The organism is Pseudomonas sp. RIT-PI-r, from assembly GCF_001297015.1.
Classification (GTDB): Bacteria; Pseudomonadota; Gammaproteobacteria; order Pseudomonadales; family Pseudomonadaceae; genus Aquipseudomonas.
The window spans coordinates 170222-194988 of sequence record NZ_LIGE01000025.1; the positions used below are offsets into that span (position 1 = coordinate 170222).

21 protein-coding genes and 1 pseudogene are annotated in these 24767 nt (G+C 59.6%); 2 read left to right on the plus strand and 20 right to left on the minus strand.

All coding sequences use genetic code 11. From position 1 onward, the window contains the following. Positions 1–6 precede the first annotated feature (6 nt). The 16 genes from AK821_RS12700 to rfaH all read right to left on the minus strand — a co-directional run bounded on the left by AK821_RS12700 (position 7) and on the right by rfaH (position 18903). Positions 7–909, minus strand: coding sequence for a bestrophin family protein (locus tag AK821_RS12700; protein WP_064389959.1), 903 nt, complete (start codon positions 907–909; stop codon positions 7–9). Between the two features lie 100 nt (positions 910–1009). Continuing rightward, positions 1010–2059: an acyltransferase family protein gene (locus tag AK821_RS12705; protein WP_064389960.1), complete on the minus strand. Its 1050-nt coding sequence runs from the start codon at positions 2057–2059 to the stop codon at positions 1010–1012. 123 nt (positions 2060–2182) lie between these two features. Further along, on the minus strand, positions 2183–3649 hold the full coding sequence (locus AK821_RS12710) for a family 16 glycosylhydrolase (RefSeq protein WP_064389961.1): 1467 nt from the start codon (positions 3647–3649) through the stop codon (positions 2183–2185). Then, positions 3646–4701 (minus strand): UDP-glucose 4-epimerase GalE, encoded by a 1056-nt coding sequence (galE, locus tag AK821_RS12715; protein ID WP_064389962.1) that lies wholly within the window; start codon positions 4699–4701, stop codon positions 3646–3648. The genes AK821_RS12710 and galE overlap by 4 nt, the downstream gene beginning before the upstream one ends. Positions 4702–4730: 29 nt before the next feature. Beyond that, a complete protein-coding gene (locus tag AK821_RS12720; RefSeq protein ID WP_064389963.1) occupies positions 4731–6149 on the minus strand; it encodes an oligosaccharide flippase family protein in 1419 nt (472 codons plus the stop codon). Positions 6150–6162: 13 nt separating this feature from the next. Beyond that, positions 6163–7116, minus strand: a complete 954-nt coding sequence (locus tag AK821_RS12725) for a glycosyltransferase family 2 protein (RefSeq protein ID WP_064389964.1) — start codon at positions 7114–7116, stop codon at positions 6163–6165. 17 nt (positions 7117–7133) lie between these two features. Continuing rightward, a complete protein-coding gene (locus AK821_RS12730) occupies positions 7134–8447 on the minus strand; it encodes an O-antigen ligase family protein (RefSeq protein WP_064389965.1) in 1314 nt (437 codons plus the stop codon). Continuing rightward, positions 8444–9556 (minus strand): glycosyltransferase, encoded by a 1113-nt coding sequence (locus tag AK821_RS12735; RefSeq protein ID WP_064389966.1) that lies wholly within the window; start codon positions 9554–9556, stop codon positions 8444–8446. The genes AK821_RS12730 and AK821_RS12735 overlap by 4 nt, the downstream gene beginning before the upstream one ends. Beyond that, a complete protein-coding gene (locus AK821_RS12740; protein WP_064389967.1) occupies positions 9553–10632 on the minus strand; it encodes a glycosyltransferase in 1080 nt (359 codons plus the stop codon). Before AK821_RS12740 ends, AK821_RS12735 begins: the two co-directional genes overlap by 4 nt. A 2-nt stretch (positions 10633–10634) precedes the next feature. After that, the gene (locus tag AK821_RS12745) at positions 10635–11339 is read right to left on the minus strand and encodes a WecB/TagA/CpsF family glycosyltransferase (protein ID WP_064389968.1); all 705 of its coding nucleotides are present in this window, start codon (positions 11337–11339) and stop codon (positions 10635–10637) included. Positions 11340–11351: 12 nt separating this feature from the next. After that, entirely contained in the window at positions 11352–12692 is a 1341-nt protein-coding gene (locus tag AK821_RS12750; RefSeq protein ID WP_064389969.1) for a UDP-glucose dehydrogenase family protein, read from the minus strand. A 71-nt stretch (positions 12693–12763) separates the two neighbouring features. Next, positions 12764–14155, minus strand: coding sequence for an undecaprenyl-phosphate glucose phosphotransferase (locus tag AK821_RS12755; RefSeq protein WP_064389970.1), 1392 nt, complete (start codon positions 14153–14155; stop codon positions 12764–12766). A 149-nt stretch (positions 14156–14304) separates the two neighbouring features. Further along, the gene (locus AK821_RS12760) at positions 14305–16620 is read right to left on the minus strand and encodes a GumC family protein (RefSeq protein WP_064389971.1); all 2316 of its coding nucleotides are present in this window, start codon (positions 16618–16620) and stop codon (positions 14305–14307) included. A gap of 2 nt (positions 16621–16622) precedes the next feature. Continuing rightward, complete coding sequence (locus tag AK821_RS12765; RefSeq protein WP_064389972.1) at positions 16623–17156, minus strand: polysaccharide biosynthesis/export family protein; 534 nt, start codon at positions 17154–17156, stop codon at positions 16623–16625. A 12-nt stretch (positions 17157–17168) separates the two neighbouring features. Next, a complete protein-coding gene (locus tag AK821_RS12770; protein WP_330219028.1) occupies positions 17169–18353 on the minus strand; it encodes an outer membrane beta-barrel protein in 1185 nt (394 codons plus the stop codon). A gap of 13 nt (positions 18354–18366) precedes the next feature. After that, positions 18367–18903, minus strand: a complete 537-nt coding sequence (gene rfaH, locus AK821_RS12775; RefSeq protein WP_064389974.1) for a transcription/translation regulatory transformer protein RfaH — start codon at positions 18901–18903, stop codon at positions 18367–18369. 602 nt (positions 18904–19505) lie between these two features. Between rfaH and AK821_RS12780 the strand changes: the two genes are divergently transcribed. Further along, positions 19506–20483, plus strand: a complete 978-nt coding sequence (locus AK821_RS12780) for an NAD-dependent epimerase/dehydratase family protein (RefSeq protein ID WP_064389975.1) — start codon at positions 19506–19508, stop codon at positions 20481–20483. A gap of 115 nt (positions 20484–20598) precedes the next feature. On the opposite strand, the gene AK821_RS12785 is transcribed toward AK821_RS12780, so the two are convergent. The 4 genes and pseudogenes from AK821_RS12785 to AK821_RS12800 form a co-directional block, all read right to left on the minus strand. Next, on the minus strand, positions 20599–21597 hold the full coding sequence (locus tag AK821_RS12785; RefSeq protein ID WP_064389976.1) for an NADP-dependent oxidoreductase: 999 nt from the start codon (positions 21595–21597) through the stop codon (positions 20599–20601). A gap of 46 nt (positions 21598–21643) precedes the next feature. Next, positions 21644–21925: pseudogene (locus tag AK821_RS12790) on the minus strand (alpha/beta fold hydrolase); the annotation flags it as partial. Between the two features lie 175 nt (positions 21926–22100). Then, entirely contained in the window at positions 22101–22889 is a 789-nt protein-coding gene (locus tag AK821_RS12795; protein WP_064389977.1) for an SDR family NAD(P)-dependent oxidoreductase, read from the minus strand. Between the two features lie 38 nt (positions 22890–22927). Then, positions 22928–24028 carry an alkene reductase gene (locus AK821_RS12800; protein WP_064389978.1) on the minus strand — a complete coding sequence of 367 codons (1101 nt, stop codon included), beginning with the start codon at positions 24026–24028 and terminating at the stop codon, positions 22928–22930. A gap of 149 nt (positions 24029–24177) precedes the next feature. Here AK821_RS12800 and AK821_RS12805 point away from each other — a divergent pair, with 149 nt between their 5' ends. Then, positions 24178–24765, plus strand: a complete 588-nt coding sequence (locus AK821_RS12805) for a TetR/AcrR family transcriptional regulator (protein ID WP_177330950.1) — start codon at positions 24178–24180, stop codon at positions 24763–24765. Positions 24766–24767: the final 2 nt, after the last annotated feature.

Consider the following 24767-nt stretch of genomic DNA (forward strand, 5'->3'; position numbering starts at 1 on the left):
ACATCTTCAAGCGTTCTCTTCAATCCGGCGCACGTCACCCAAAGAGTCACGCTGCATTGACTGCAGGTTCTTCTCGATGGTTTCGCACAACGCTTCCATCTGAATCTGGTGTTCGCTGTGGCGAAACGGGCTTTGCAGATCAGTGCCGATACGCTCGATGGCCAGCAGCATAAAACCCACCACGGTCGAGGCCAGCGGCGTGAACCATCCCAGTGACTCGACCAGACCGATCGGCACAATCAGGCAGAACAGCGAAATAAACAGTCGTGGGAAATACACGTAAGGGTAGGGCAGCGGCGTATTGGCAATCCGCTCCATGCCGCCCTGGCTGTTGGAGAGGTCTACCAATGTCGATTCCAGCCGTGCCAGGCGAATGCTGTCCAGACGCCCGGCCTTGTACTCCCGGGCCAGCAGTGCCGCAGAACCGGTGAGGATGTCATTGGCGAAGTTATTGGTCGTGCCACTGCGGGCGAACTCGTCAGCCGGAATGAACGCCCGAACTTCCTCAGGGCAAGGCTGGCCTTGCAGATGCGCCGCGAGGCAATTCACATAAGCGACGTGGCGGCGTAACAGGGTCGATTTGACCGGATTGACCTCGCCATCGGGATCATCCAGCAGCGTCAGCACCTGGCGGGCGAAGCTGCGCGAATTGTTGATCATCGAACCCCACAGCGTCCGTGCTTCCCACCAGCGGTTATAAGCGCTGCTGTTGCGGAAACTGATCAGCACGATCAATGCCGAACCCAATAACGTCAGGGGCATCAATGGCAGATTCAGCTTGGCGTTGAGGAACAGCATGAAGTCGACGGTGACGGCGATGTCCCAGAGCAGCAGCCAGAACAACGCCCAGCCGACATAACCCAGAGTCTTGATGATCAAACGGTATTTTCTGACGATGGCTGCTTTCAAACGGAAACCTCATAGCGAGCGGTAAGCGTTAACGCCTTGACTCGGACGCTGTTTTCGCGGGAAAGGTTCGCTAAATCGCTTCAGCTTTCGTCGCCACGGGCTAATTAGCCCGGAGACGATTGAAAGAAAATGACAGGGACCTTTTCATCAGTCTGGCCATCGGCGTTTCGATCTTTTCGTGAATGACATAGGACGCCGCGATCATCAAAGCCACGGTGCCCCACAGCAGCAGGTGCGCATTCACCGCCGGATAGGCCATGTTGAAGATGATGAAACCGATCATTTGATGGAGCAGGTACAGCGGGTAAGTCAGGGCGCCTAATGTTGTCCAGTTCAATCGCCCGATGGCGGCTGTTTTGTTGGTTGCGATCAACAGGAAGGTCATGAAGAACACGATTATCACGCTGCCGATGATCGAGGGATCGTATTGCGTTGCATATTTGCTTTCGATCGACTCGGCCCAGGTAATGGCGGTGAAGGTGGCCAAGGCCAATGCGCCCGCCACCAGGGCGATGCGGGGTTTTGTCATACCCTTTGCCCAGATCAGGTAGAACGTGGCACCGGCGATAAAGTAGGCCGCGTAATCGGTGATCAGTATCGAGCGCAGCTTCTCAAAAGCGAGCACTTCCGCGGTGGCCGACACCAGCAGCCAGAGCACGAGACAGGGTTCGATTTTGTCTATTTTCTTGAACGCCAGGAGAATCGAGATCATCAGGTAGAACTTGATCTCTACAAACAGTGACCAGTAAACGCCGTCGATGGGCGGGACACCGATCAGATCGCCAAGGAACGTCATGTTGATCAGGTATTGATAAAGATCAGCGCTGAATCGGGGTTGCCCGAAAGCCAGTGTGATCAGAAACGTGAGCGTGCAGCACACCCAGAACGCCGGGCACAGGCGCACCACGCGGGAGATGAAAAACACCTGCAGATTGTTGCTCGAAGCGGTCATCAGGATGACAAATCCGCTGATCATGAAAAACAGTTCCACGCCCAGGTAGCCGTACTTGGCCACCTCGGCCAGCAGCGGATAGGGCATGACCGACATGTCGCCCCGCGCATAGCCGCGAAACGCGTAGTGAAAAATCACCACGGCGAGCGCTGCGAGGAAACGCAGCAAATCCAGCTCCTTCAGTCGTCGGTTGTTCATGTATGGGCGCTCCGGAGGTGTTAGCGCTGATCGAGAACTGACGACTCTGCCGAGTGAAATTCGACCCAAGGCGCAAGCTATGGCAGCAGGAGGGCGTCGACTGTCCCTGGCTTGGTGTGACGGTTATGGACCGCGTTGCCACATGCGGATGTAGTCGACCTCGAAGGTGGACGGCAGATCAGCGTCATCGACCACGCCGAACCATTTCCACATGGCCTCACTGTCAAAGACGATCTGCATCGGGAAGAAGAAGTGGCGGTTCTTCGATTCCCTGACCAGCACGCCATCGACGTACCAGCGCAGGGTGTCGGGCTGCCAGTCGAAGCCGTAGACATGAAAGTCGCTGGCCAGGCGCCAAGGGCTGATCCAGGCGCTGCCGTTGGCGATATGTTCTTTACTTTGCGGCGTTGCCCATAGGTGGGCATTCATATTGTAAGAACGGTCCGAGGCTGCGCCTTTGGTTTTACCGCCAATTTCAAAGATATCGATTTCGGTGGCGTTGTCCGTGAAGCCCGTCCACGCCAGCCAGAACGCGCTCGACGCTGCGGAGTTCATCGGTTTGGCGCGTGCTTCGTAGTAACCGTAGAAACCGCGTTCACGGGTACGGACCATGGCTGAGGTGTAATCCTTGAAGCCAAGCTCGACGTACTTCTGCGGCAAGGTTTCCTTGCGAAAGACAATGTTCAGGTGGCCGTTGCTGACGCTGGCATTGCGTGGGGTGAACAGCGCCGGTTTGCGCCCGAGCGATTCGTTGCCGATGGCATTGTTGACGTGCCAGCGCGCAGGGTCGAGGGTGTTGCCGTTGAAGTCGTCGGACAGCGTCGTGTTGAATGCCCAGCGCCCGGCATTGGCCTGGTCGGACAGCGGCAGATAGGCATGCTGATGCGTCGGTACTTTGCCCAGTGGACCGACGCGGGTCCAGGTATCGGCATGGCTGGGGACGGCCACTGACCACTTGTGCGCAAGGTACTGGAAAGCCTGCTGACGCTCGGCGAGGGACGCAAACGGGCGGTCGTAAACCAGCACCTCGGCGATATCGCCGCGAAAGTTTTCTGAAGTACCGACGGCATTGCGCCCGACCGCATACGGGCCGATCGGCACATCCTGCAGTTCCAGGACCGACACCGTCGGTTCATACGCGCTGGTTTGCGCCAGGCTGATGGCGAAGTTCGGCAACACGTTATCGTTGTCAGCGGTTTGCACACGTGAACTGAACAACCGCTGCCACGGATCGACCCCGGCCTGTTCGGGCAATCGGCGGGACACGATCAACACCGTGACAGGTCCTTTTGCGCTACGAATGCTCTTGCCCAGAAACGCCGACCCACCACTGAAACGCACGACCGCATGGCCATTCACGGCATTTTCCAGACGTTGCGGCTGCTCGGCACCTTGGTCGACCATCGCGTCATGGGACTGACCTGATTTATCGCCCCAGCGTTGCACACGATTTTGCGCGTTGAGGCTAAGGCTGGACGCATCAGCGGCGTCCAGCCACAGCACCAGCCCGGCAGTCGGCGGCGCTTGTGCGGCGCTGCCAGTCAGCGCAACCCACAGCAGTAGCGCCGGCAGCGATCGTAAGAACATCATTTGAAGGCAAGCAGCGCTGGAATTTCGAAGGACGACTGATACCCCTGCGGATTGCACGACTGCCAGCGCCAGGCATCGACAATCATCTGTGGCAGGTCGCGTTGCGCGGTCCAGCCCAGCTCGCGTCCTGCCTTGGCCGGGTCGGCCCAGCACTTGGCAATGTCACCTTCGCGGCGCGGTGCAAAGCGGTACGGAATGCTGATGCCGGTGATGTCCTCGAAACTGTGGATGATCTGCAGCACGCTGTAGCCGACCCCCGTGCCGAGGTTCCAGAAATGGATGCCGTGGCTGTGCTGCAACACCAGCAGGGCCTTGAGGTGGCCAATGGCAAGGTCGACCACGTGGATGTAGTCGCGCACGCAGGTGCCGTCGACGGTAGGATAGTCGCTGCCGTACACCGTGAGTTCCGGTATCCGGCCAATGGCGACCTGGGTCAGGCACGGCAGCAGGTTGTTGGGGCGGCCTCGCGGGTCTTCACCGATCATCCCGCTTTCGTGGGCGCCAATCGGATTGAAGTAGCGCAACAGGCCAATGCTCCAGCGCGGATCGGACTCGCACAAATCCGTCAGCAACTCTTCGATCATCAGCTTGGTGCGGCCATAGGGATTGACCGGTTTACCGGTGCCGAAGTCTTCGGCAATCGGCGTACGGGTCGGCTCGCCGTACACCGTGGCCGATGAGCTGAACACCAGGCGGAAGACGTTGTTGCGCGCCATGGCCCGGCACAGGTCAAGCGTACCGGCGACGTTGTTGGCGTAGTAGTCGAGCGGTTTGCGCACGCTTTCGGCGACGGATTTGAGGCTGGCAAAATGCACCACGGCATCGATGTCGTAACGCTGGAAGATGTCGTCCAGCAGATCGGAATCACGGATGTCGCCCTTGATGAAATCGACCCGGGTCAGGGTCAGTTGCTCAAGGCGCGCGATGCACTCCTGACAGCTGTTGCACAGGTTATCGAGCACCAGCACCCGGTGCCCGGCATTGATGAGCGCCAAAGCGGTGTGCGAGCCGATGTAACCGGCCCCGCCAGTAATCAACGTGGTTTTGCGCATGGTGAGGTCTTCCTGTCTCAGGGACTGAATCAGCGGGCGGTGAAAACCGATTTGAATTCCTGCGGCCAGTGCGGGTGGATGAGGCTATACGCCACGGCGTAGCTCAACGCGCCCAGCGCGATGTTGCCGATCAGGTGCAGGTAGCCTTGAAAGCCCAGTTGCGGTGACACCAGCAGCACGGTCGCGGCCATGACCAGCGCGGCAATCACGCTGCGGTAATTGGCCTCGACAAACCGTCGCCAGCTGTAACCGATGGCCAGGTTCAGGCCGCGGATCTGCAGCGGCGTGATCAGCAGCATGCGCGTGAGCAGAGCGGCAGCTGCGGCCATGCCGCCATAAACGTTGCCGAGGCTGTAAACCAGCGCCAGTGCGAGGACGGTCGTCAGCACTTCCGCCTTGATCGTCAGGTGGCTGCGATTGACCGCCACCAGTGCGGTGGTGGCGTACATCGCGGTGTTGCCGATGGCCGCCGTGCAGGCCAGCACTTGCAACAGAGGAATGGCGTCAGCCCACTTGGCGCCGAAGATCAACAGGATGAGTTCGTTGGCCGTGAGCGCTAGGCCAATGAACAGCGGCGTCAACACAAAGCCGCTGACCGCGGTCGAGTCGCCAATGATCCCGAGCAGGCGCTTGGGTTCCGCACTGCGCCGGGCGAACGCCGGCAGCGCATAACTCAGCAGGCCGTTATAAATCGCCGTGCGCGGCAGCTCGATGATGCGCATCGCCATGTTGAACATGCCGACTGCGTTCGCCCCGGCCGTCATCCCCAGCACCACGGTGACGCCGCGCTGCAAGGTTTGTGAACTCAGCGAATTGATTGCAACCGGTGCACCGGCCTTCAACAGTTCGCGCAAGACCGTCCGGTCGATGGCAAACGCGATGCGTCGCCGGTCTGCACCCATCAGGACAATGATCGACACCCATTCCATGATCAGCGCCTGGGCAATCACCGCCCACGCACCCCCTCCGCACAGCGCCACCGCTATGCCGCCGACGCCGCCCGCGACTTTGCCCAGTAACGTGCGCGACGCGAGCATCTTGAAGTTGCCGCTACGGCGCATTTGCGCCACATAGACCCGCGCCATCATGGTCAACAGGATTTTCACCGAGGCCACCGCCGTCAGCCATTGCAGCAGCGGGTCGGACGTGTACAGGAATGCCGCGAGCGAGATGATGACAATCGACACCAGGCTGACGAGCACCCCGGCCCAGAAAGCCGTGCAGATGTGTTTGTCTTCCAGCCGTTCAAGGCGTACCAGCGGATCTTCCAGCACCGATGAGTACACCAGGCCAATCAATTCGACGATGGCGATGATGATCGTGCCCACACCCAGCTCGGCCGGCGACAGCAGCTTCGCGTAGACGACAAAGGTGATCATCGACAGCAGGATCAGGCCGAATTTCTCGGTGAAGATCCAGCTCAATGTCACCAGACGGTGATTGGCCATGGCGGTTACCGATTCAATGAGCTGGAGTTGACGCCGTTGCCTTGCGCCACGTTCTGGCGCGGGCATAGAGATAGCGCAAGGTCGGTTTACCATTGGCGAAGATCAGCGCTTGCCAGGAACACTCGAGCATTCGCCGGTACACACCGAGCACTTGGTCATGCTCGCCGCGCCGGGAAAACGCTTCGAGAAAATCGGTGTGGTTGCTCAGGACGAAATTGATCCGTTGCTGCTGGCTGAGCATCTCGCCGTAGCGGGCGAGGTACACCTCAATAAAATGGATCTTGTTCTGGTAGTACTTCTTCGGTTGCGCGGTCATGTTGCCGCCGTTGACCGTGCGCTCCAGCAGTACTTGCGGCACTGTGTGGACCTCCCAGTGTTCGGCGATCCGCGTCCACATGTAGCGGTCTTCGGAGTAACGCAGGCTCGCATCGAAGCCACCGAGTTGCATGATCACTTCGCGCCTGACCAGCGCAGTGGAAACGCCATTGACGACGTTGGCGTGGATGAAGTCGTAGAAGTGCCTGCCGCTTTTGCGCCGGTTGTCCAGTTGCCGCCGGCCGTCGCTGTAATTGACCTGCGCATAGCAGTCGATCAACCCCACCGGCCGGCCCTGACGACTGAGTTCGTCATACAGGGCCAGTTGCAGTTCGAGCTTTTGCGGGTGCCACTGGTCATCGGCATCGAGCATCGCCACAAACGTCTCTTGCGAGTGCCGCATGCCGTGATTACGCGCGCTGGCCTGGCCTTCGTTGGCTTGCTGCAGCAGCGTCAGGCGAAACGGCGCGACGAAATCTCTGACCCGTTGTGGGCCGTCATCGGTGGAGCCATCGTCAATGACGATGACGTGATCCGGCAGGCGGGTTTGCCCGACCAGCGACGCCAATGTCTGCTCGATGCTGTCGGCGCCGTTGTACATCGGGATGACGACGCACACTGAATCCACGGAAGGGAAGGCTTGATTGGGCACGGGTGATTCTCCTTGGGTTACGCGTTGGCTGAATCGCGCGGCACTGCTCTGCCAGACACACGCTGACGCTGCGCTGCCGGAGAGGTTGCGGGGTAGGCCGCGAGGTGATGGCGGAAAGACAGGGCCAGGGTGCAGAACACCAGAAACTCGGCGGAGCGATAGTTGGGGATTACGTACGCCACATAATTGGTGACGGCGAACAAGCCGATGATCACCAGCGCACTGGCGCGAAACTGCGCCGTCTGGTTGGCGGTCACGGCGCGGTATTGCTTGAGCAGTGCTTCGCCGAACATCAGGGCCAGCGCGCTCAGTTGGATGATTCCGCCGTTGAGCAGGGTTTCGACGTAGCCGCTGTGGGCGTTACCGATATAACCCCAGCGGGTAATGAAGCCATCGGCATCGGGGCTGGACCAGAAGGCGCCGAAGCCGTAACCCTTGAGGAACTGCCCGTCGATAAACGGCGCGAGCAGTTCCCAGATCAAGGTGCGGTCGGTCAGTGACGGGTCACGACCGGCCATTTCCAGCAGCACCGCGAAGTTGCTGTAGAGGAACAGGCACACCAGTAGATAGAGGAGGGTGCAGCCGAGGAACATCAGCGGCGAATGGTTGATGCGCAAACGGATCAAGGTCAGGAAGTACCAGTAGCTGATCGCGCCAGAAACAATCAGCGCCACCCCGGTCGCCGACTGCGCGAGCAGGATCGCCACCAGCGAGAAGAACGCACAGAACAGTGCCCAGTGATTGCGTCGGCGAATCATCGGTAGCAACAACAGAATAGCGATCGCGTTGAGCCGCGCACCGGCATTCTTTTCGGCAAAAATCCCCTTGAAGGCGCCGTCGCGAATCCCACCGGACAGGAACGCGACGTCAGGCATGACCACCGCCAGGATCAAGCCGATCAATGCAGCCACGCCGATGGCGCAGCCGAGCATGAAGGTGATTTTTTCCAGCGAATAGTTGTAGGCAATGAAACCGGCGAAAAACACCATGCTGAGCATCGCGATAAAGCGCTTGAAACTCAGCATCGGGTCGTGGGACCAGCCGATCGAGGCGATGACAGAAAACATGAACAGCAACAAAAAGAAGTTGCTGCGATAAAAGGTCTTGCTGAGGAACACCTTGTTGCGGATGAAGAAGAATAACGGCACCAACAGCGTGATCAGCCCGCAGATCTGATTGGCCACGTTGCCTTCGAGGTCTTTATTGATATCACCGAAGCTGGCGGCTCCACCCAGACCAAGGACAAAGGTAATCACCTGGATGTAGAACAGCACGCCGAACAAGGTGAAGCCGTCGCGTAATGTCGAATACCTGATCGCCAGTGTGCTCATGATGACGGGCTCCCGATCAACGCTTTGAGGTAGGTCTGCACCGCGCTGGCATTGATGAACCGGGCGGCGGCCTCCAGGCGCAAGTGACGCTGAAAGTTGCGCGGTGTGGCCAGTTGCAGGGTGATCGCCTGCGCCAGGGCGACTGAATCGTCGACGTTGACCAGCGGCGCGACCAGACCGCCGACGAGGATGTCTTGCGGGCCATGGGGGCAACGGGTTGCCACCACCGGGGTGCCCGTGGATAACGCCTCTACCAATGCGTTGGGACTGCCTTCGAAGCGCGACGACAGCACGAAGCAATCAGCGGCGGCGACCTCTGCCAACGGGGCATTGGCATAGCCCGGCAGATCGAAGCGCTCCGCCACGCCCAGTGCGCGCGCTTGCTCCAGCAGATTGGGCCGGAGTGCACCCTCGCCAAAAATGATCAGGCGGGCGCGGCTGTCCGGCAATGCAGCGAACGCGGTGATCAAGGTGTCGAAGCCTTTTTGCGGCGCCAGGCGACCCACGGCGACAATCACCGGGCCGGACTTATCCAGCAGCCAGCTGTGGCTGGGCAGGCCCGGTGTTCTCTCGCGAAAGTCGTTGTCGAGCACCGGGTTATCGGCAATGGTCACGTCTTGGCGGCGGGCCATGGTGGTGTCGACCAGATCCTGGGCAACACCCCGCGAGACACAGATCACCGGGTTGGGAATCAGCCGATACAGCAGCGGCGCCAGCAGGTACGCGACGCGCACCATGAAGTCGGGGTTGACGTGCTTGTCATGGGAAAAGGCATTGCGCTCGCTGACGTGCAGGCGTGCCAGCGTGCCGGACAACGCCGCCGCCGCAATCGCCACCACGTTGACGTGGGTGAGGGCTGCCAGTTGTGCGTCAAAGCGATTAGCCCGCAGAAAACGCGTAAGAGCCGGCACTGCACGGACGCTGCGCGGACTATTCAACTCAACCTTCTTCACGCGCGGGTCGAGGTGCGCGGCGTGAATGCCGCCGCCGGTGAGCATCAGCAAGGTCACGTCATTGCCCGCGTCCACCAGCGCTCCGGCCAGGCGCGCCATCATTTTTTCAGCCCCGCCGGCGCTGAGGTCATGCAGGATAATCAGCAGCTTTTTCATTGATTCCATACCTGGTAATACGCCTGCGCCGCGTACTGGCTGGTGTACTGACGCAGGGTGTCGGTGAGTCTGGTTTCGCTGAAGGTGACGTCATCGCGTGGGGTCAGGCTGCGCAGCATGCCGGCGGCCAGCGCCGGTACGTCGTTGACCCTCACCAGTTGGCCAAGTCGGCCGTTGTCGAGCAGTTCTCTGGGGCCGGTCTCGCAATCGCTGGCCAGCACCGGCGTGCCCAGTGCCAGCGCCTCGATCAACACCGTCGGCATGCCTTCTTGCACGGAACTCAAAATGAACAGTTGCGCGTGCCGGAGCAGCGGATAGGGATTGCTCAGGAACCCGGTGAAATGCACTCGGGGAGCAATGCCCAGACGACGGGCTTGAGCGGTCAGCGCCTCGCGCAAAGGCCCATCGCCGACGATCACCAGATCCGGCAGCGCTGCACTGCGCAGTGCCAGTGCGTAAGCCTCGAGCAACAGCTGAAAACCTTTCGGTTCGACCAAGCGGCCCAGACCCAACCAGTAAGCGCCGGGCAATCCGCCGGGTAGCGGCGCCTGCGAGGCTTGAAACAGCTGATCGGTGACCACCGCATTGGGGCAATACCGGATGCGCTGCTGACCCCAGGGCAGCAGCTCGATAAGCGTCTGACGCAAGGCATTGGAAACGGTGACGACCTTGCCACTGCCACACAGGTACAAGCTGTAGAGCACGCGCAGGCTGGCGGGACCGGTGTTCTGTTCACTGCAATCAAGGGTCGCGTGGCGGCAATAGATGACTTTGCAGACATGGCCCAAGGTGGCGAACCAAGTGCAGAGGTTGGCCTGCTCCTTGGCGGCAATCAGGTGGGTGACGCCTTCGCGCTGTATGAGCCGGCGCAACAAAACGATGGACTTGAGCAAACCGACGAGACCGCTGCCGCCGCCGTTGAAGCGTTGCACGCCCGGCGTGTCGGCCACGTCTGCGTTGATAACGAAAAAACTCACCCGGCGGCCGTCCTTGAGAAACTGCTCGGACAAGCGTTGCTGAACACGCTCGACGCCACCGCCCAGCTTGAAATCCTTGAGGATAAAGAGGATGTGCATGGTCATTCCCCCACACTGATGGCGACTTTGTGCCGGGCGAGCATCGTCAGCAGGTGCAAGAAGTTGCTGGGGTAATCGACGAGGTAGCGTTTGATCGTATGCGGCTCGCGGTACATTCGATAAAACGCGCGCAGGTGCAGGCGATTGATCAGCGCCGGGTAGTATTGCCGCGTGGTCAAGGCTTCCTGACGGATGAAACCGCCACAGGTGAAGGCAACGCCGCGAAAGCCTGCGCGCAGGGCGTCCTGTTCGAACTGTTCTTGCAGTCCGGCGCCGAGGCCTACAATGAGGATGTCGGCGGCGCTGCGACAGATGTCCGCTTGAATGTCTTCGGCCTCGGCAGCGTCGAAATAGCCGTTGTGATAACCGGCGATGGTCAACTGCGGATAAAGCGCCCCGATCTTGACGATGAACAGCTCCAGTTCGGCCTGCCGGGCACCGACGAAGTACACGCGCTTGCCCAGTTGCTCGGCACTGCCGAGGACAAGATCAGCGATCGAGGTGAAGTCAAAGCTGACCCGGCCAATCGTCCTGCCGGTGACGCGCGACATGAAGGTCGACATCAGCATGCCGTCGCAGAAATAGGCGACGCTGCTTGGGGTCTGCGCGAAAACGCTGCCGATGGAGGCAAAGTTGATAAAGGAATAGGCCTGGTTGGCCTCCAGTAATTTCGCCGAGTAATGCCCGACCAATTCCAGCTTCAGCATGGCGCGGCTCCTTCAAATGACTGAAGGGGTTGGCCGCCCCACGGAGATGTAGGTGAAGCCGCGTTTGCTCAAACGCTGCGGATCGAACAGATTGCGCCCGTCGAAAATCAACGGTTGTTTGAGCTGCTGGCTGAGCAGATCAAAGTCCGGCGCGCGGAACGCTTGCCACTCGGTGACGATGATCAACGCGTCGGCATTTTTCAGCGCCGCTTCCTTGGTGCCCGCCAGCGTCAGGTCATCGCGCGCGCCATACAGGCGCTGGGCCTCTTCCATGGCTTTGGGATCAAACGCCTGAACGCTGGCGCCGGCGTGCCACAGAGCCTCCATCAATACGCGGCTGGGCGCTTCGCGCATGTCGTCGGTGTTCGGTTTGAAACTGAGCCCCCACAGGGCAAACGTCTTGCCGCGCAGGTGGCCGTCGAAGTGATTGAAAATCTTGCTGTAAAGACTGGTCTTCTGGTCCTGGTTGCGTGCCTCTACAGCCTTGAGCAGCCGGGCGTCGATATCGACACCGGTCGCGGCATGGATCAGCGCTTTGACGTCTTTGGGAAAGCACGAGCCGCCGTAGCCCACGCCGGGGTAGATAAACTGGTAACCGATGCGCGGGTCGGCGCCGATGCCGTGGCGGACTTTTTCGATGTCGGCACCGAGTTTTTCCGCGAGGCAGGCCATCTCGTTCATGAAGCTGATCTTGGTCGCCAGCATGCAATTGGCGGCGTACTTGCTCAGCTCAGCGCTGCGAAGATCCATGACAATGATTTTGTCGCGGCTGCGATTGAACGGTTCATACAGCTCGCGCATCACCGCTTCTGCATGCGCGCTGTCGGTGCCGATGATGATCCGGTCCGGGCGCATGCAGTCTTCGACCGCGCAGCCTTCCTTGAGAAATTCCGGGTTCGACACCACATCGAACGTCAGGTGATTGCGATCGCTGTCGGCCAGCACCTGCTCGATACACGCACGTACCTGATCGCCAGTGCCGACCGGCACCGTGGATTTGTCGACGATGATTTGATGCCGATCCATGTTCAGCGCGATGGTCTGCGCCACGCTCAACACGTATTGCAGATCGGCCGAACCGTCTTCGTCGGGGGGTGTGCCGACGGCGATCAACAGCACATCACCATGCTGAACGGCCTCGGCCAGGTCGGTACCGAAGCGCAGACGGCCACTTTGATAATTGTCGCGCACAAGGCTTTTCAGGCCCGGCTCGTAGATCGGCAGCGTGCCTTGTTGCAGCGCCTCGACCCGGGCCGTGTCGACATCGACGCAGAGCACGTTGTGCCCGACCTCGGCCAGTGCGGCGCCCTGGACCAGGCCCACGTAACCAATACCGAATACGCTCACATTCATGGTCAAACCTCAGATCGTGGTGAAGGTTGTCAACGCAGGGGCAGGGCGGGGATCAAGCGGTCGGGCAGGGGTCAATAGATGTTTTTCGAAAACAGCGTGAAGGGCGTCTTGATGAGAATTTTGATGTCGAGCCACAGCGACCATTGGTTGATGTAGTTGAGGTCTTGGGCGACGCGCAGCTGCATCTTTTCCACTGTCTCGGTTTCGCCGCGATGGCCGGTGATCTGGGCGAGGCCGGTGATGCCCGGCTTGAGGCGATGGCGGGCCATGTAGGCGCGCACCTTGCCGGTGTAATAAATGTTGTGGGTGACGGCATGCGGGCGCGGGCCGACCAGGGCCATCTGCCCGGAGACGACATTGAACAGCTGCGGCAATTCGTCGATGGAACTGCGGCGCAGGAAGCCGCCAATCGGGGTGAGGCGGGCATCGTCACGGGTGGCCTGACGCACCTCGCGATCGTCGTGGACGTGCATCGAACGAAACTTCCAGACCTTGATCACTTCACCGTTGCAACCGTGGCGGGCCTGCTTGAACAGCACCGGGCCTGCGGAGGTCAGCTTGACGGCGACAGCCACCACCAGCAGCAAGGGACTGAGCAGGATAATGGCCGCGCCGGCCAGGCTGCGTTCAAACAGGTCCTTGCAAAACAGGCTCGCCGGGTGCGAGCTGATGAGGCTTTCATTGAGGTAGATCGCCGGCATCCGCTCGATTTCCGAGATCGAATGGTTGAGCAACACCATGCTGCCGAAATCCGGAATCCACACCACGTCGACATTCATGTCCAAGAGGTCGATGTACAGCGCTTCGATGGTCGCGGCATGCGCCATGGTCAGCACGATGTAGACGCGGCGCACCTCCAGGCGCGTGATGATCTCGCGGATCGCGGCAACGTGACCGAGCAGCGGCAGAATGCTTGGCGCCGGGCCGCTATTGTCGGCAGCGGCAATGAAACCGAGCACCAGCGCGCGGTTCGGTCGCGAGAGTTTTTTCGCCAGCTCATGAGCCGTCGGGCAGGTGCCGATGATCACCGAACGGCGCTCTTTGCAGACCCTGCGCGAGTGCAATCGGGCCAGGTAATGCAGGGGCAGAAAGCTTGCCGCCTGGACCACGAAACCCAGCACCGCCCAGACCATGATCACCTGCCGCGAGTAAATCGCGCTGGTCTGGGTAATGAAGGCAATCGCCGCCAGCACGGCCAGCAGAATCAGCCACGCTGCGAGCAATCGGCCGAGGCCGACCAACAGACCATGGCGCTTGTGGTAGACCTGCATCACGCTGTAAATCGGCACCGAACCGAGCACGGCGAGAATGATCAGGATGCGGTATTCGCTGTTCAGACTGCCGACGCGCCAATGCACGAGCAACATCAGCAGCGACGTGGTCAACGACAGCGCACACAGCCACTGGCCCCAGAAGGTCAGGCCCCGGCGGTGCGTCATGTGAGCGGTATAGAGCGGCGTCATGGGCTTAACCTCAAGGCAGCAGTCATGCATCAGCGCTAATCGAACGGACAGGACGTGTCGCCCGATGGCTATTCCGTAGCTCGGCAGAGGTGAAGCGGGTTGTGCGATGGCAGAAGGGGGCGTAGCGGCTGGCGTATTCGCCTAAGGTGTTACCTGGGCGCGAAATCGTAGTTATAGAACGCCCGGGAGTGTTGATAGCCGTACTTGCGCGCCTTGCGCAGGTCGACCTGGTTGAGCACGGTGCCAAACACCGGCACATGGCTCTGTTGCAACATGGCCAGGCCGCGCTGCACCTGGCTGATCGGTGTGCTGTCGGCCTTGACCACGTAGATCACGGCATCCGAATGCCGCGCCAGCAACAATGCGTCGCTGATCATCTCGGCTGGCGGTGAATCGATAATGATGTGGCGGTAACGCGACCTCAGTGCTTCAAGCATGCGCGCCATGCGCGGTGAGCTGAGCAGATCCTGCGGCGGTGGCTGTAACGGATTGAGCGAATCGGCCGGCGACGGCAGGCGCGGGGCGGCAAACATGTCCAGCGGTGGCGGCAGGACCTTGCCGGCCGGCAACATGTCCAGATTGCCCACCGAGACAATGCAGTCTTCAAGCCTGGCGGTGCCGGCAATGACATTCGCCAGCCCCGGGCTGTCTGGTGGGAAGTCGAAGTTCAGCGACAGGGTTGGCTGACGCATGTCGGCATCGATCAACAGCACACGCTCGAGTGACGTCAGCGAGCTGGCCAGATTGTTGGCAATGGTGCTTTTTCCCTCACCGGCAACCGTCGACGTCACCAGCACCACCTGCGAGGGCATTTCGCTGCTTTGCAGCATCAACCAGGTACGCAGGTTGCGAATGGTCTCGGAAAAACGCGGGTTGTCGTTATCCTCAAACAAGCGCGCCAGTTGCCGACGGGTTTTCTTCGTCACCAGTGGCACGACGCTGAGCAGTGGAATGTTCAGCGCGCTTTCGATCGATTCGTCGGTTTTGAAGGTATTGCTCAGGCTCTCGAAGAGCAGCGCCAAGGCAACGCCGATCACCGCAGCGATCAACCCGACGATCGCGACAATCAAGGTTTTCCGCGGTTTGCTCGCGTCGACCGGGACAATGGCCGGGTCGACGATGCGCACCTTGGTCGAGTCCATGTCGGCGGTGGCGGTGGTTTCTTTCAAGCGGGTGACGAAGGTTTCATACAGCGCGCGGGAGCTGTCGACCTCACGCTGGAACTCGCGCAACTGGAACTCTTTACGCGCAATGTCCTGGATCTGCGCCTTGTTGCTGTTGAACGACTGACGCAACGAGGCTTCGCTGGCGGTGGCGAGCTGGTATTGCCGTTCAATACCGGCGACCACTTGCTGCACCTGCAATTGCAGGCTGGTGGTGGCGGTGCGCAATTCGGACTGCGCAGAAAGCAGGCTCGGGTGTTTTGGCCCATAGCGGCCCGCCAGTTCATCCACCTTGGCTTGCGCCACGGCCCGGTCGGCCTGAAATTTCTGCACCAAAGGATTGCTCAGCACCGCAGGCACGCTGGAGAGCCGGCTCAGATCGCCGTTGCCCAAGGCCTTCGCCTGACGGTACTCACTCTCGGCTTCGGCGCGGTTGCGCCGGGCGTCGACCATGCGATTGCCGGTCATTTCCAGTTCGTTGGCACTGATGGTGGCAACGCCGCCAACGTCGACCAGACCTTGTTCTTCGCGGTAGCCCTGAAGTTTTTTCTCGGCGACGCGCAAGTTGTCGCGCAGCTTGACCAGCCGTGTGTTCATCCAGGCTGTAGTGGTTTGCGAGGACTTTTCGCTGGTGTCGAGCTGGCTGTCGGTGAAGCCTTGGGCCAACGCATTGGCCGCCGCAGCGGCCAGAACCGGGTCGGGCAACTCGACCTCGATTTCGAGCAACTGGCTCTTGCCGACGAACTTGACGCTGGTGTGCAGCATGAGGTTCTGCGTGACCTGATTGAAGACGTCTTCTTCAGTGGGTTCCTCTATTTTGCTCAGCGGCATCAACCGGCTCAGCCCCGGGATCCATTGATCAAGGTCGAGATCAGCCAGCCACTGGCGCGGTGTAAACCAGGGCTTTGCTTGCTGACGCGGGTCGGTAACCGGGTGGGTGGTCAGGCCGAGTTTTTTCACTGCGCGTTCGGCTAGATCACGCGATTGCAGGAGCGCCTGCTGGGTCTGCAAGTAGTCCGTGGCGTTGCCGCCGGAATCCTTGACTTGCTGGAACGACATCAGCGGTGGGGTTTTATCGTTGAACAGCAGAGTGGTGCTGCCGATGTATTGCGGCGTGATGTTCGAGACCACAATTGCGGCCAGCGCAGCGCTCGCGAGCACCAGCCAGGCGATGCTCCATTTGGCGCGCCAGATCACTCTCCAGAGCTTTAACAGGTCAAGGGTGTCCTTGTCTTCGCTGTACTGCTGATGCAGATGCGCTTGCAGAGGACGTTCGACGTAGGTGCTAGGGCTGTTGTCCATGATTAGAAAAAGCCTTGTGCAATGGAAATGGTGTCGCCGGGGGCAATCGTGGTGTTGCGCGTCACGTCATCGGTGAGGGTCGCGCCGCCATCGCCGCGCAAAATGGTCACGCGCTTGATCGAGGCGCGCTCGGTCAAGCCACCGCCCAGGGCAATGGCTTTCTCCAGGGTCAGGCCGGGCACGAACGGGTAGCTGCCGGGCTTCTTGACTTCGCCATTGATGTAGAAAGACCGGTATTCGATCTGGCTGAGGCTGACTTTCGGGTCGATCAGGTATCCCTGTTTCAGCCCGTCGACGATGATTTTTTCGACTTGGCCGGGGGTCAGTCCCTTGGCGGAAATCTCGCCCAGAAAAGGATAGGAAAAGGTCCCGGCATCACTGAGGCGGATCTTTTTCAGGCTCAATTCTGGCTCACCGAAGACGATGATGCGCAAGACATCGCCAGCGGCCAGTTTGTATTGGGTGCTGGGGTCTGCGGCAAAGGTATGAGGTACAAAAATCAGGGCGAACAGCAAGACGAGTGTGCGTGTGTTCATGTCGAGACCCTCTTAAAGGCTGACGTTGAAACTGATCTGGAACACGTTGCGGGTGAAGCTTTCATCGTCGGCATCGGAATCGTTGTCGCGGTACCGATAGCCCAATTCGATATCCAGCCAGCGGCGCATCGCGTACACCACGGCCAGGTTGTAGTCCTGCAGATCGTCGGTACGGCTTTGGCCTTCGTAGACATAACGGCCAAACCCGGCTTGGGCCACCGTGGTGATCCGTTCGGTCCAGCCGTGACGCCAACCGACCTGAGTGAACGTCGACTTCACGGCATCAGCGCCATCGTCACCTTCGGCAAGGGCCTGACGAGCGACAAAGGTAAACGTCGAATAGGTTCGCGGTTTCCATTGCAAGTCCACTTGCCAGGTCGGGTTGTCGAGGTCTTTGGATTCGCTGTTGTCGAAGTTCTTGCGCTCATAGCCGAGGCGCACTTTGCCGGTTGTACGTGCGGTGAAGTCCCACACGGCACCGGCCAGTACCGCATCGGATTTACTGCTGCGCGGGCTGTTGGCTTGCTGATAATCGAAGTCGGTGTGGTCATATTCCAGCAGGCCGCGAGTGTTACTGCCGATGCGGTGGTACCAGGTGCTGGTGAGGGCGGTGGTATTGCGTTCCTTGTCATCGTTGATGCCGTCGGCATTGTCGTAGCGAAGTTGCGCGTAACTGGCCCCGACATCGATTTGGTTGTCGGCACTTTTAGCGCCGAAGGTGTAGAGCCCGCCCACGCGTTTATTGTTGAGCTTGTCGTTGATGCCCTCGACTGCCGTCGACTCGGTGCGCTCCCATTTACGGTATTCGGCGTCGAGCTTGAGACGATGGCGGTCGGTGAACTCCATGATGCTATCGGCACGCACGCGCTGGGCGGTGTTCGAGGCATCCGAGTCGTCGTGATAGATATAACGCGTGGGCTGCCAGATCAGTCGAGTGGCGCTGTTGCGATCTTCCGCCTTGAGCTCGAAGGTCGGCGCCAGTTTGGTGATCATCGATGACTGTTTACTGTTTTCCACTTCGCGAAAGTTATCGTCATAACTTTCTGAAAACAAAAAGGATGGCGTGAAATCGAATCCGTAAACATTTATGGCCTGCGGATCGATACTCCACGCCATTCCAGGATAGAGCGAGGCCATCAGCAGTGCGACAGGGCATCGTGACTTCAAAGCCATGTTATAGCTCCTGAGCAAAGGCATATAAGGCAAGGGGTTAGTGATAGTTCTGAACGTTGGCTTGTTGGCGTTCGATCACGCTGAGTGGCAAGCAAACCGATTGTTCGCGATTCAGAAATTGCAGGAGGATCATCACGCGGTCATTGCCGTGCAAACCGAGAAACACGCCCTCCAAGGGTGCCAGCGGGCCGCTGACGATCTGCAGGTTCTGCCCCGGTTTCAGCGCCTCGTCCGGCCCCGACAGCGATGATTCGATACAGCGCACACGCAGGTGCTCGATGACGTGCTCTGCCACCGTCGCCGGCCCGTGATTGAATTCGACGATACGACTGACCCCGCGTGTAGAACGCAAGGGCCCCCAATTGTCGTTACGACTGAGTTGGATAAATAAATACCCGGGAAATAGCGATTCGCGCACTCGCTGTCGTTTCCCACGGATGATTCGTTCACTGAGGAGTTGCGGATGGAATACCACGTAATTCTGTTGAAGCAGATTGAGGTGAGCGCGCTCATCCTGACGTGGCTTGCATTGCAAAAGGTACCAAAAGGGACGTTCGGAGCTGATAACTGGCATGCTGGTAAACTCTGTAATGATCGAAAGTTTATGCAGGCAGAAGCTCTATCGAGGGCTAAGTAAGGGCAAATGGCGAAAGTCTGTTGTTATTTTATTAACACTGAGGTGTTTCAATCTTGAATCACACAGCGTTTCATTAAGGTGCGTCCAGCTGAGGCGTGACGCTATATTGTGCGGCGCATGGGGAATAAGCCGCGGCTTAACTTTTCTGAAGACAAAGCTACCGCACGGTCTGCTCATGCAGCTTTAACGATAGGTAACTAAGTAGTTGTCTCTGAAACGACAGGGCGCGAGTAGAAGTTGCTCGCGCCCTGTAAAAATGAACCTTGGTAGTTATCGGCCAGTCTTTGCGGTCTGTCAAACGTTCCCAGTCAAAAAACACGCCATTTATCTGCTAATGATGGCACTCGTGCGCAGGTTATTGTTTTCTAAGGCGTCATCCTTTTGTCGGAAGGCCAGAAACTTTACTGTCACTTCAGAGTCGTCGCTCGCTATTTAGATCGGAGGTTAATCCCCATAGTTGGGGAAGTTATAAAGTCTGGACTCCGCAAGTCGACCAACGCTATAACTAATCGCCTGGCGACTTGGCTGGAGAGGCGAATATGTCCGTTCTTGTTACAGGTGCTGCAGGCTTTATCGGATATCACACGGTCAGACGATTGATATTGCAAGGCCATCAAGTAATCGGCATCGACAACCTCAACGATTATTACAGCGTGGAACTCAAACAGGCACGCCTCAAGCAATTGAGCGACCTGCACGGCTTCCATTTCCAGATCATGGACATTGTCGATAAGCCAGCCTTGATGGCTCTGTTCGAAGAGCAGGGGTTCACCGAGGTTGTGCATTTGGCCGCGCAAGCGGGTGTCCGCTATTCGCTCGACAATCCGGATGCCTATGCGCAATCGAATCTGTTGGGCTTCCTCAATGTGCTGGAAGCCTGCCGGCACTATCCACCTGCGCATCTGATCTACGCGTCGAGCAGCTCGGTGTATGGGACCAACAGCAAGCTGCCATACAGCGTCGATGACGCGGTCGAGCATCCGGTTTCGCTGTATGCCGCCACCAAACGCGCCAATGAATTGCTGGCCGACAGCTACTGCCATCTCTACGGTCTGAAGGCTAGCGGGCTGCGATTTTTTACCGTCTATGGGCCATGGGGGCGACCGGACATGGCGTTGTTCAAGTTCACCGAAGCGATCCTCCAGGGACAGCCGATTGACGTGTACAACCAGGGTCAGATGGCGCGGGACTTTACCTACGTCGATGACGTTGTCGAAAGCATCGTCCGCCTGTGCCCGAAGCCGCCGGTGCCGAACGAGGAAGGCGAGGGCAGCCACCGGATTTTCAACCTCGGACGTGGCAGGCCGATAGCGCTGCTGGATTTCGTCGACTGCCTGGAGACGGCTTTGGGCATAAACGCCCAGCGCAACTTGCTGCCGATGCAGGCCGGCGATGTGGTCAAGACCTGGGCTGATGTTTCGGCGCTGGCAGACTGGATCGGGTTTTCGCCGCAGGTCGAGGTTGAGGTGGGAGTGGAGCAGTTTGTACGCTGGTATCGCGAGTATTATCGGGTGTGAGTAATCCGGTGGGGAGTGGCCAGAGCAACTGCCATCTCGGGCGCGACGCCGGGTCGGGCGCCTGAAAAGGCGCCCTTTTTTATGCATTCGCGCTTTTCATCAATAGGCAGCGTCTTCATTTGATCGAAACAACAACCTTGCCCTTGGCGCGTCCCTGTTCGACGTATTTCAGCGCCTCTGCCGCTGATTCAAAGGGGAACGCTCGATCAATCACCGGATTGATGATGCCGGCTTCTACCAACGCGCTGATGTGTTGCAGTTGGGCGCCGTTGGCGCGCATGAACACGAACGTGTACCTGACGTCTTGCTTGCGTGCCTTGCGCCGAATGCCGAGGCTCAGCAGACGCATGATCTGCTGCAAAGGCCAGGACAAGCCTTGCTCTTTTGCGAATTGCGCGGTGGGTGGCCCAGAGATGGAAATCAGCTGGCCACCGGGCTTGAGTACCTTGAGTGATTTCTCCAGGACATCGGCGCCGAGGCTGTTCAACACCACGTCGTAGCCGTGCAAGGCATTTTCGAAGTTGTGCTTTTTGTAGTCGATGACCACGTCAGCCCCCAACGCCTTGACCCATTCGACATTTGCGGTGCTGGTGGTTGTGGCGACAAAGGCACCGAGGTGTTTGGCAAGCTGAATGGCAACGCTGCCGACGCCGCCGGAGCCCGCGTGAATCAGCACCTTCTGGCCCTGTTGCAGGCGGGCGGTGTCGACCAGCACTTGCCAGGCAGTCAGTGCCACCAAGGGCAGGGATGCGGCTTGCGCCATGCTGGTGTTGCGTGGTTTCAGGGCGATCGCGTTTTCGTTCACGGCGATCCACTCGGCGAAGGTGCCGATTCGCGCTTGCGGCGGGCGAGCGTACACCTCGTCTCCGGGTTTGAAGCGTGTCACTTGCGAGCCGACCTCAGTCACCACGCCTGCCAGATCGTTGCCCAGAATCAATGGAAACGAGTAGGGCAGGATCAGCTTGAATTCGCCTGTGCTGATCTTCGAGTCCAGCACGTTGACACTGCTGGCATGGACCTCGATCAAGACATCGTGAGGCCCCACTGCAGGGGCTGGCGCTTCGCCGAGGCGTCCGGGGTGCTTGCCATAGCGATCAATCAGAAAGGCTTTCATCGAGGTGCGGCTCTTGTCGGTTGTAGGGAGGGTAGCCGGGGCGTGGTCAGGCATCGAGGAACGCCTGCGCCTTGGCCACAAAATCAACGTGGTGCTGGAAAATCCCGCCGTGACCGGCATCCTGATAAATCACCAACTCTGCGTTGGGGATATGCCTGGCCAGTTCAAACGAATTGACGCTGGGCACCATGATGTCGGTGTCGCCGTTGACGACCAGCGTCGGCGCCCGCAAGCGTCCAAGGTCTTGCGGCGGCTGTTTGCCCCACGCGGTGATCGCTTTCAACTGGCGCAGGAAAGCGCGGGGCGTCGGGCCTTGGTCGCGATAGGCAAAGCGAACGCCGTTGGCGGTGACGGACTGGTTTGCCGCGTCGATGAATGACGTTGGCGAACCCGAAGGGGGATTTGTCTGTATTGAATTCATGACGACTCCGGATTGCAGGACGGATTCGATGCAACGCTTTGCGCTTGCATCGAATCCGCCGCACATGCTCGCGCCCTGAAGATCACTCAGGCGTCTGGTAGCGCTGGGCAACCGCTGACTGGCGGATTTGCCCCAGCAGGCCCTGACGCGCGGTCTGCAAATCGTCCCAGCGTTGCGCTTCGTGCAGCGGCGGGATGGTGACCGGTTCGCGACGATCGAAACCGACCAGGGCAGCATCCACCAGATCGCCCACTTCCATGATTTCGCTCAGGGTGTTGATGTCGACGCCGGAGCGATCCCAGATTTCCGTGCGCGTGGCCGCCGGCAGCACGGCTTGCACGTAGACGCCCTGAGGCGACAGCTCCAGGCTCAAACCTTGGGACAGGAACAGCACGAATGCCTTGGTCGCACCGTAGACCGTCATGCCGAATTCCGGAGCGAGGCCCACCACCGAGCCGATGTTGATGATCGCACCGTCACCGGCCTTGGCCAGGCGTGGAGCGATGGCGCTGGCGAGCCGCACCAGCGCGGTGGTGTTGAGGGCGACCAGTTGCGCCACTTTGTCGGTGCTTTGCTCGACAAAATGGCCGGACAGCGCGGCGCCAGCGTTATTGACGAGGATGCCGATGCGGGCGTCGTCGCGCAGGCGGGTTTCCAGCGTTGTCAGGTCGCCAGGTTGGGTCAGATCCGCCGGGATCACATCGACGGCGACGTCATGCTCGCTGCGCAAGCGCGCGGCCAGTGCATCCAGACGCGCCTGATCGCGGGCGACCAGCACCAGATCGTGACCGCGTTGCGCAAAGCGCTCAGCGTAGACCGCGCCAATGCCGGTGGAGGCGCCAGTGATCAGAACAGTAGGGCGAGTGCTCATGGGTATCTCTCTTTCAGGACGTTAGAAACAGAACGCGTTCAGCTTGCGCTGACGCTCGATTCAGCCAGTGTCGGATAATCGATGTAGCCTGCCGCGCCGCCGCCATAGAGGGTGGCGGGATTGAACGCGGACAACGGCGCGCCATGTTTCAGGCGCTCCACCAGATCCGGATTGCCAATGAACGGACGACCGAAGGCAATCAGGTCTGCCTGGTCTTCAGTGAGCTTCGACGTCGCCAGATCGAGGTCATAGCCGTTGTTGGCGATGTAGGTGTTTTTGAAGCGCTGGCGCAGGGCGGCGAAATCGAAGGGCGCCACGTCACGCGGGCCGCCGGTCGCGCCTTCGACCACATGCAGGTAAACCACGCCGAGGACGTCGAGTTGTTCGACGAGGTAATCGAATTGCGCCTGCGGGTCGCTGCTGGAAACGCCATTGGCCGGCGACACCGGTGACAGGCGCACGCCGGTGCGATCTGCACCGATCTCGCTGACTACCGCCGCCGTCACTTCGAGCAATAGCCGCGCGCGATTTTCAATCGAGCCGCCGTAAGCATCGGTGCGCAGGTTGGCGTTGTCCTTGAGGAATTGATCGAGCAGGTAGCCGTTGGCACCGTGAATTTCCACGCCATCGAAGCCCGCGGCGATCGCGTTGGCTGCCGCCTGACGGAAGTCGTTGACGATGCCCGGCAGTTCGCTGCTGTCCAGTGCGCGCGGCTCGGAGACGTCTTCGAAACGGTTGTTGACGAACACTTTGGTAGCGGCGCGCAGCGCAGAAGGGGCCACCGGGGCGGCGCCGTTTTCTTGCAGGTCAACGTGCGAGACGCGGCCGACATGCCACAGTTGCAGAAAGATTTTTCCGCCCTGGGCATGCACCGCATCGGTCACGGTGCGCCAGCCGTCGATCTGTGCCGGCGTGTAGATCCCCGGGGTGTCCTGATAACCCTGGCCCTGTCGAGAGATCTGCGTGGCTTCGCTGATCAGCAAACCGGCGCTGGCACGCTGGCTGTAATAGGTCGCCGCGAATTCGCTGGGGACGAAATCTTGACCAGCGCGATTGCGTGTCAGCGGCGCAAGAACGACGCGGTTCGACAGCGTGAGATTGCCCAGCGTGTATGGGGAGAACAGGGTTTGCTCGGTCATCTGATGTTTCTTCCGTGCCCGTTAATGAAGAACGATGGTGCGAGCAATTAGGATGATGATCGAAATCTAAACTGTCAACGGTTTTGATTATGGCCAACATCTATGTATCATCGGACCCAGGATTTCCCCGGTAACACGAGGTATTGCACGTGAGAGTGACCAAGGCCCAGGCGCAGGCCAATCGAGAGCACATCGTTGAAACCGCCTCAGAGCTGTTCCGTGAGCGCGGCTTTGACGGCGTCGGTGTGGCCGATCTCATGGCGGCCGCCGGTTTTACCCATGGCGGTTTCTACAAACACTTCGCGTCCAAGGCCGACCTGATGGCCGAAGCCTCGGCGTGCAGTCTGGGCAAATCGCTGACCGGCGCCCAAGCGCTGGATGTTCCGGGCTTCATCAACGTCTACGTGAACAGAGAGCATCGCGACGGACGTGGCGACGGTTGCACCATGGCCGCGCTGGGCGGCGACGCGGCGCGCCAGTCGGATGAGGTGAGAGCGACGTTTGCCGAGGGCATTGAGCAAACCCTGCAGACTCTGGGAGACAAATACCCGACGGCGCCGGAGGCCGAGGCGGGTGAGGGGGGCAAGAAGATGATCGACCTGCGGTCGCGGGCCGTCGGCGCGAGTATCCTGTCGCGTGCCTGCCCGGATGATTCCACGCTGGCAGACGAGATTCTTGAAGTGTGCCGCGCGCAAATGCTCGCTTCGTTGCCGGCCGATAACGCCGACGCAGAGTAGCA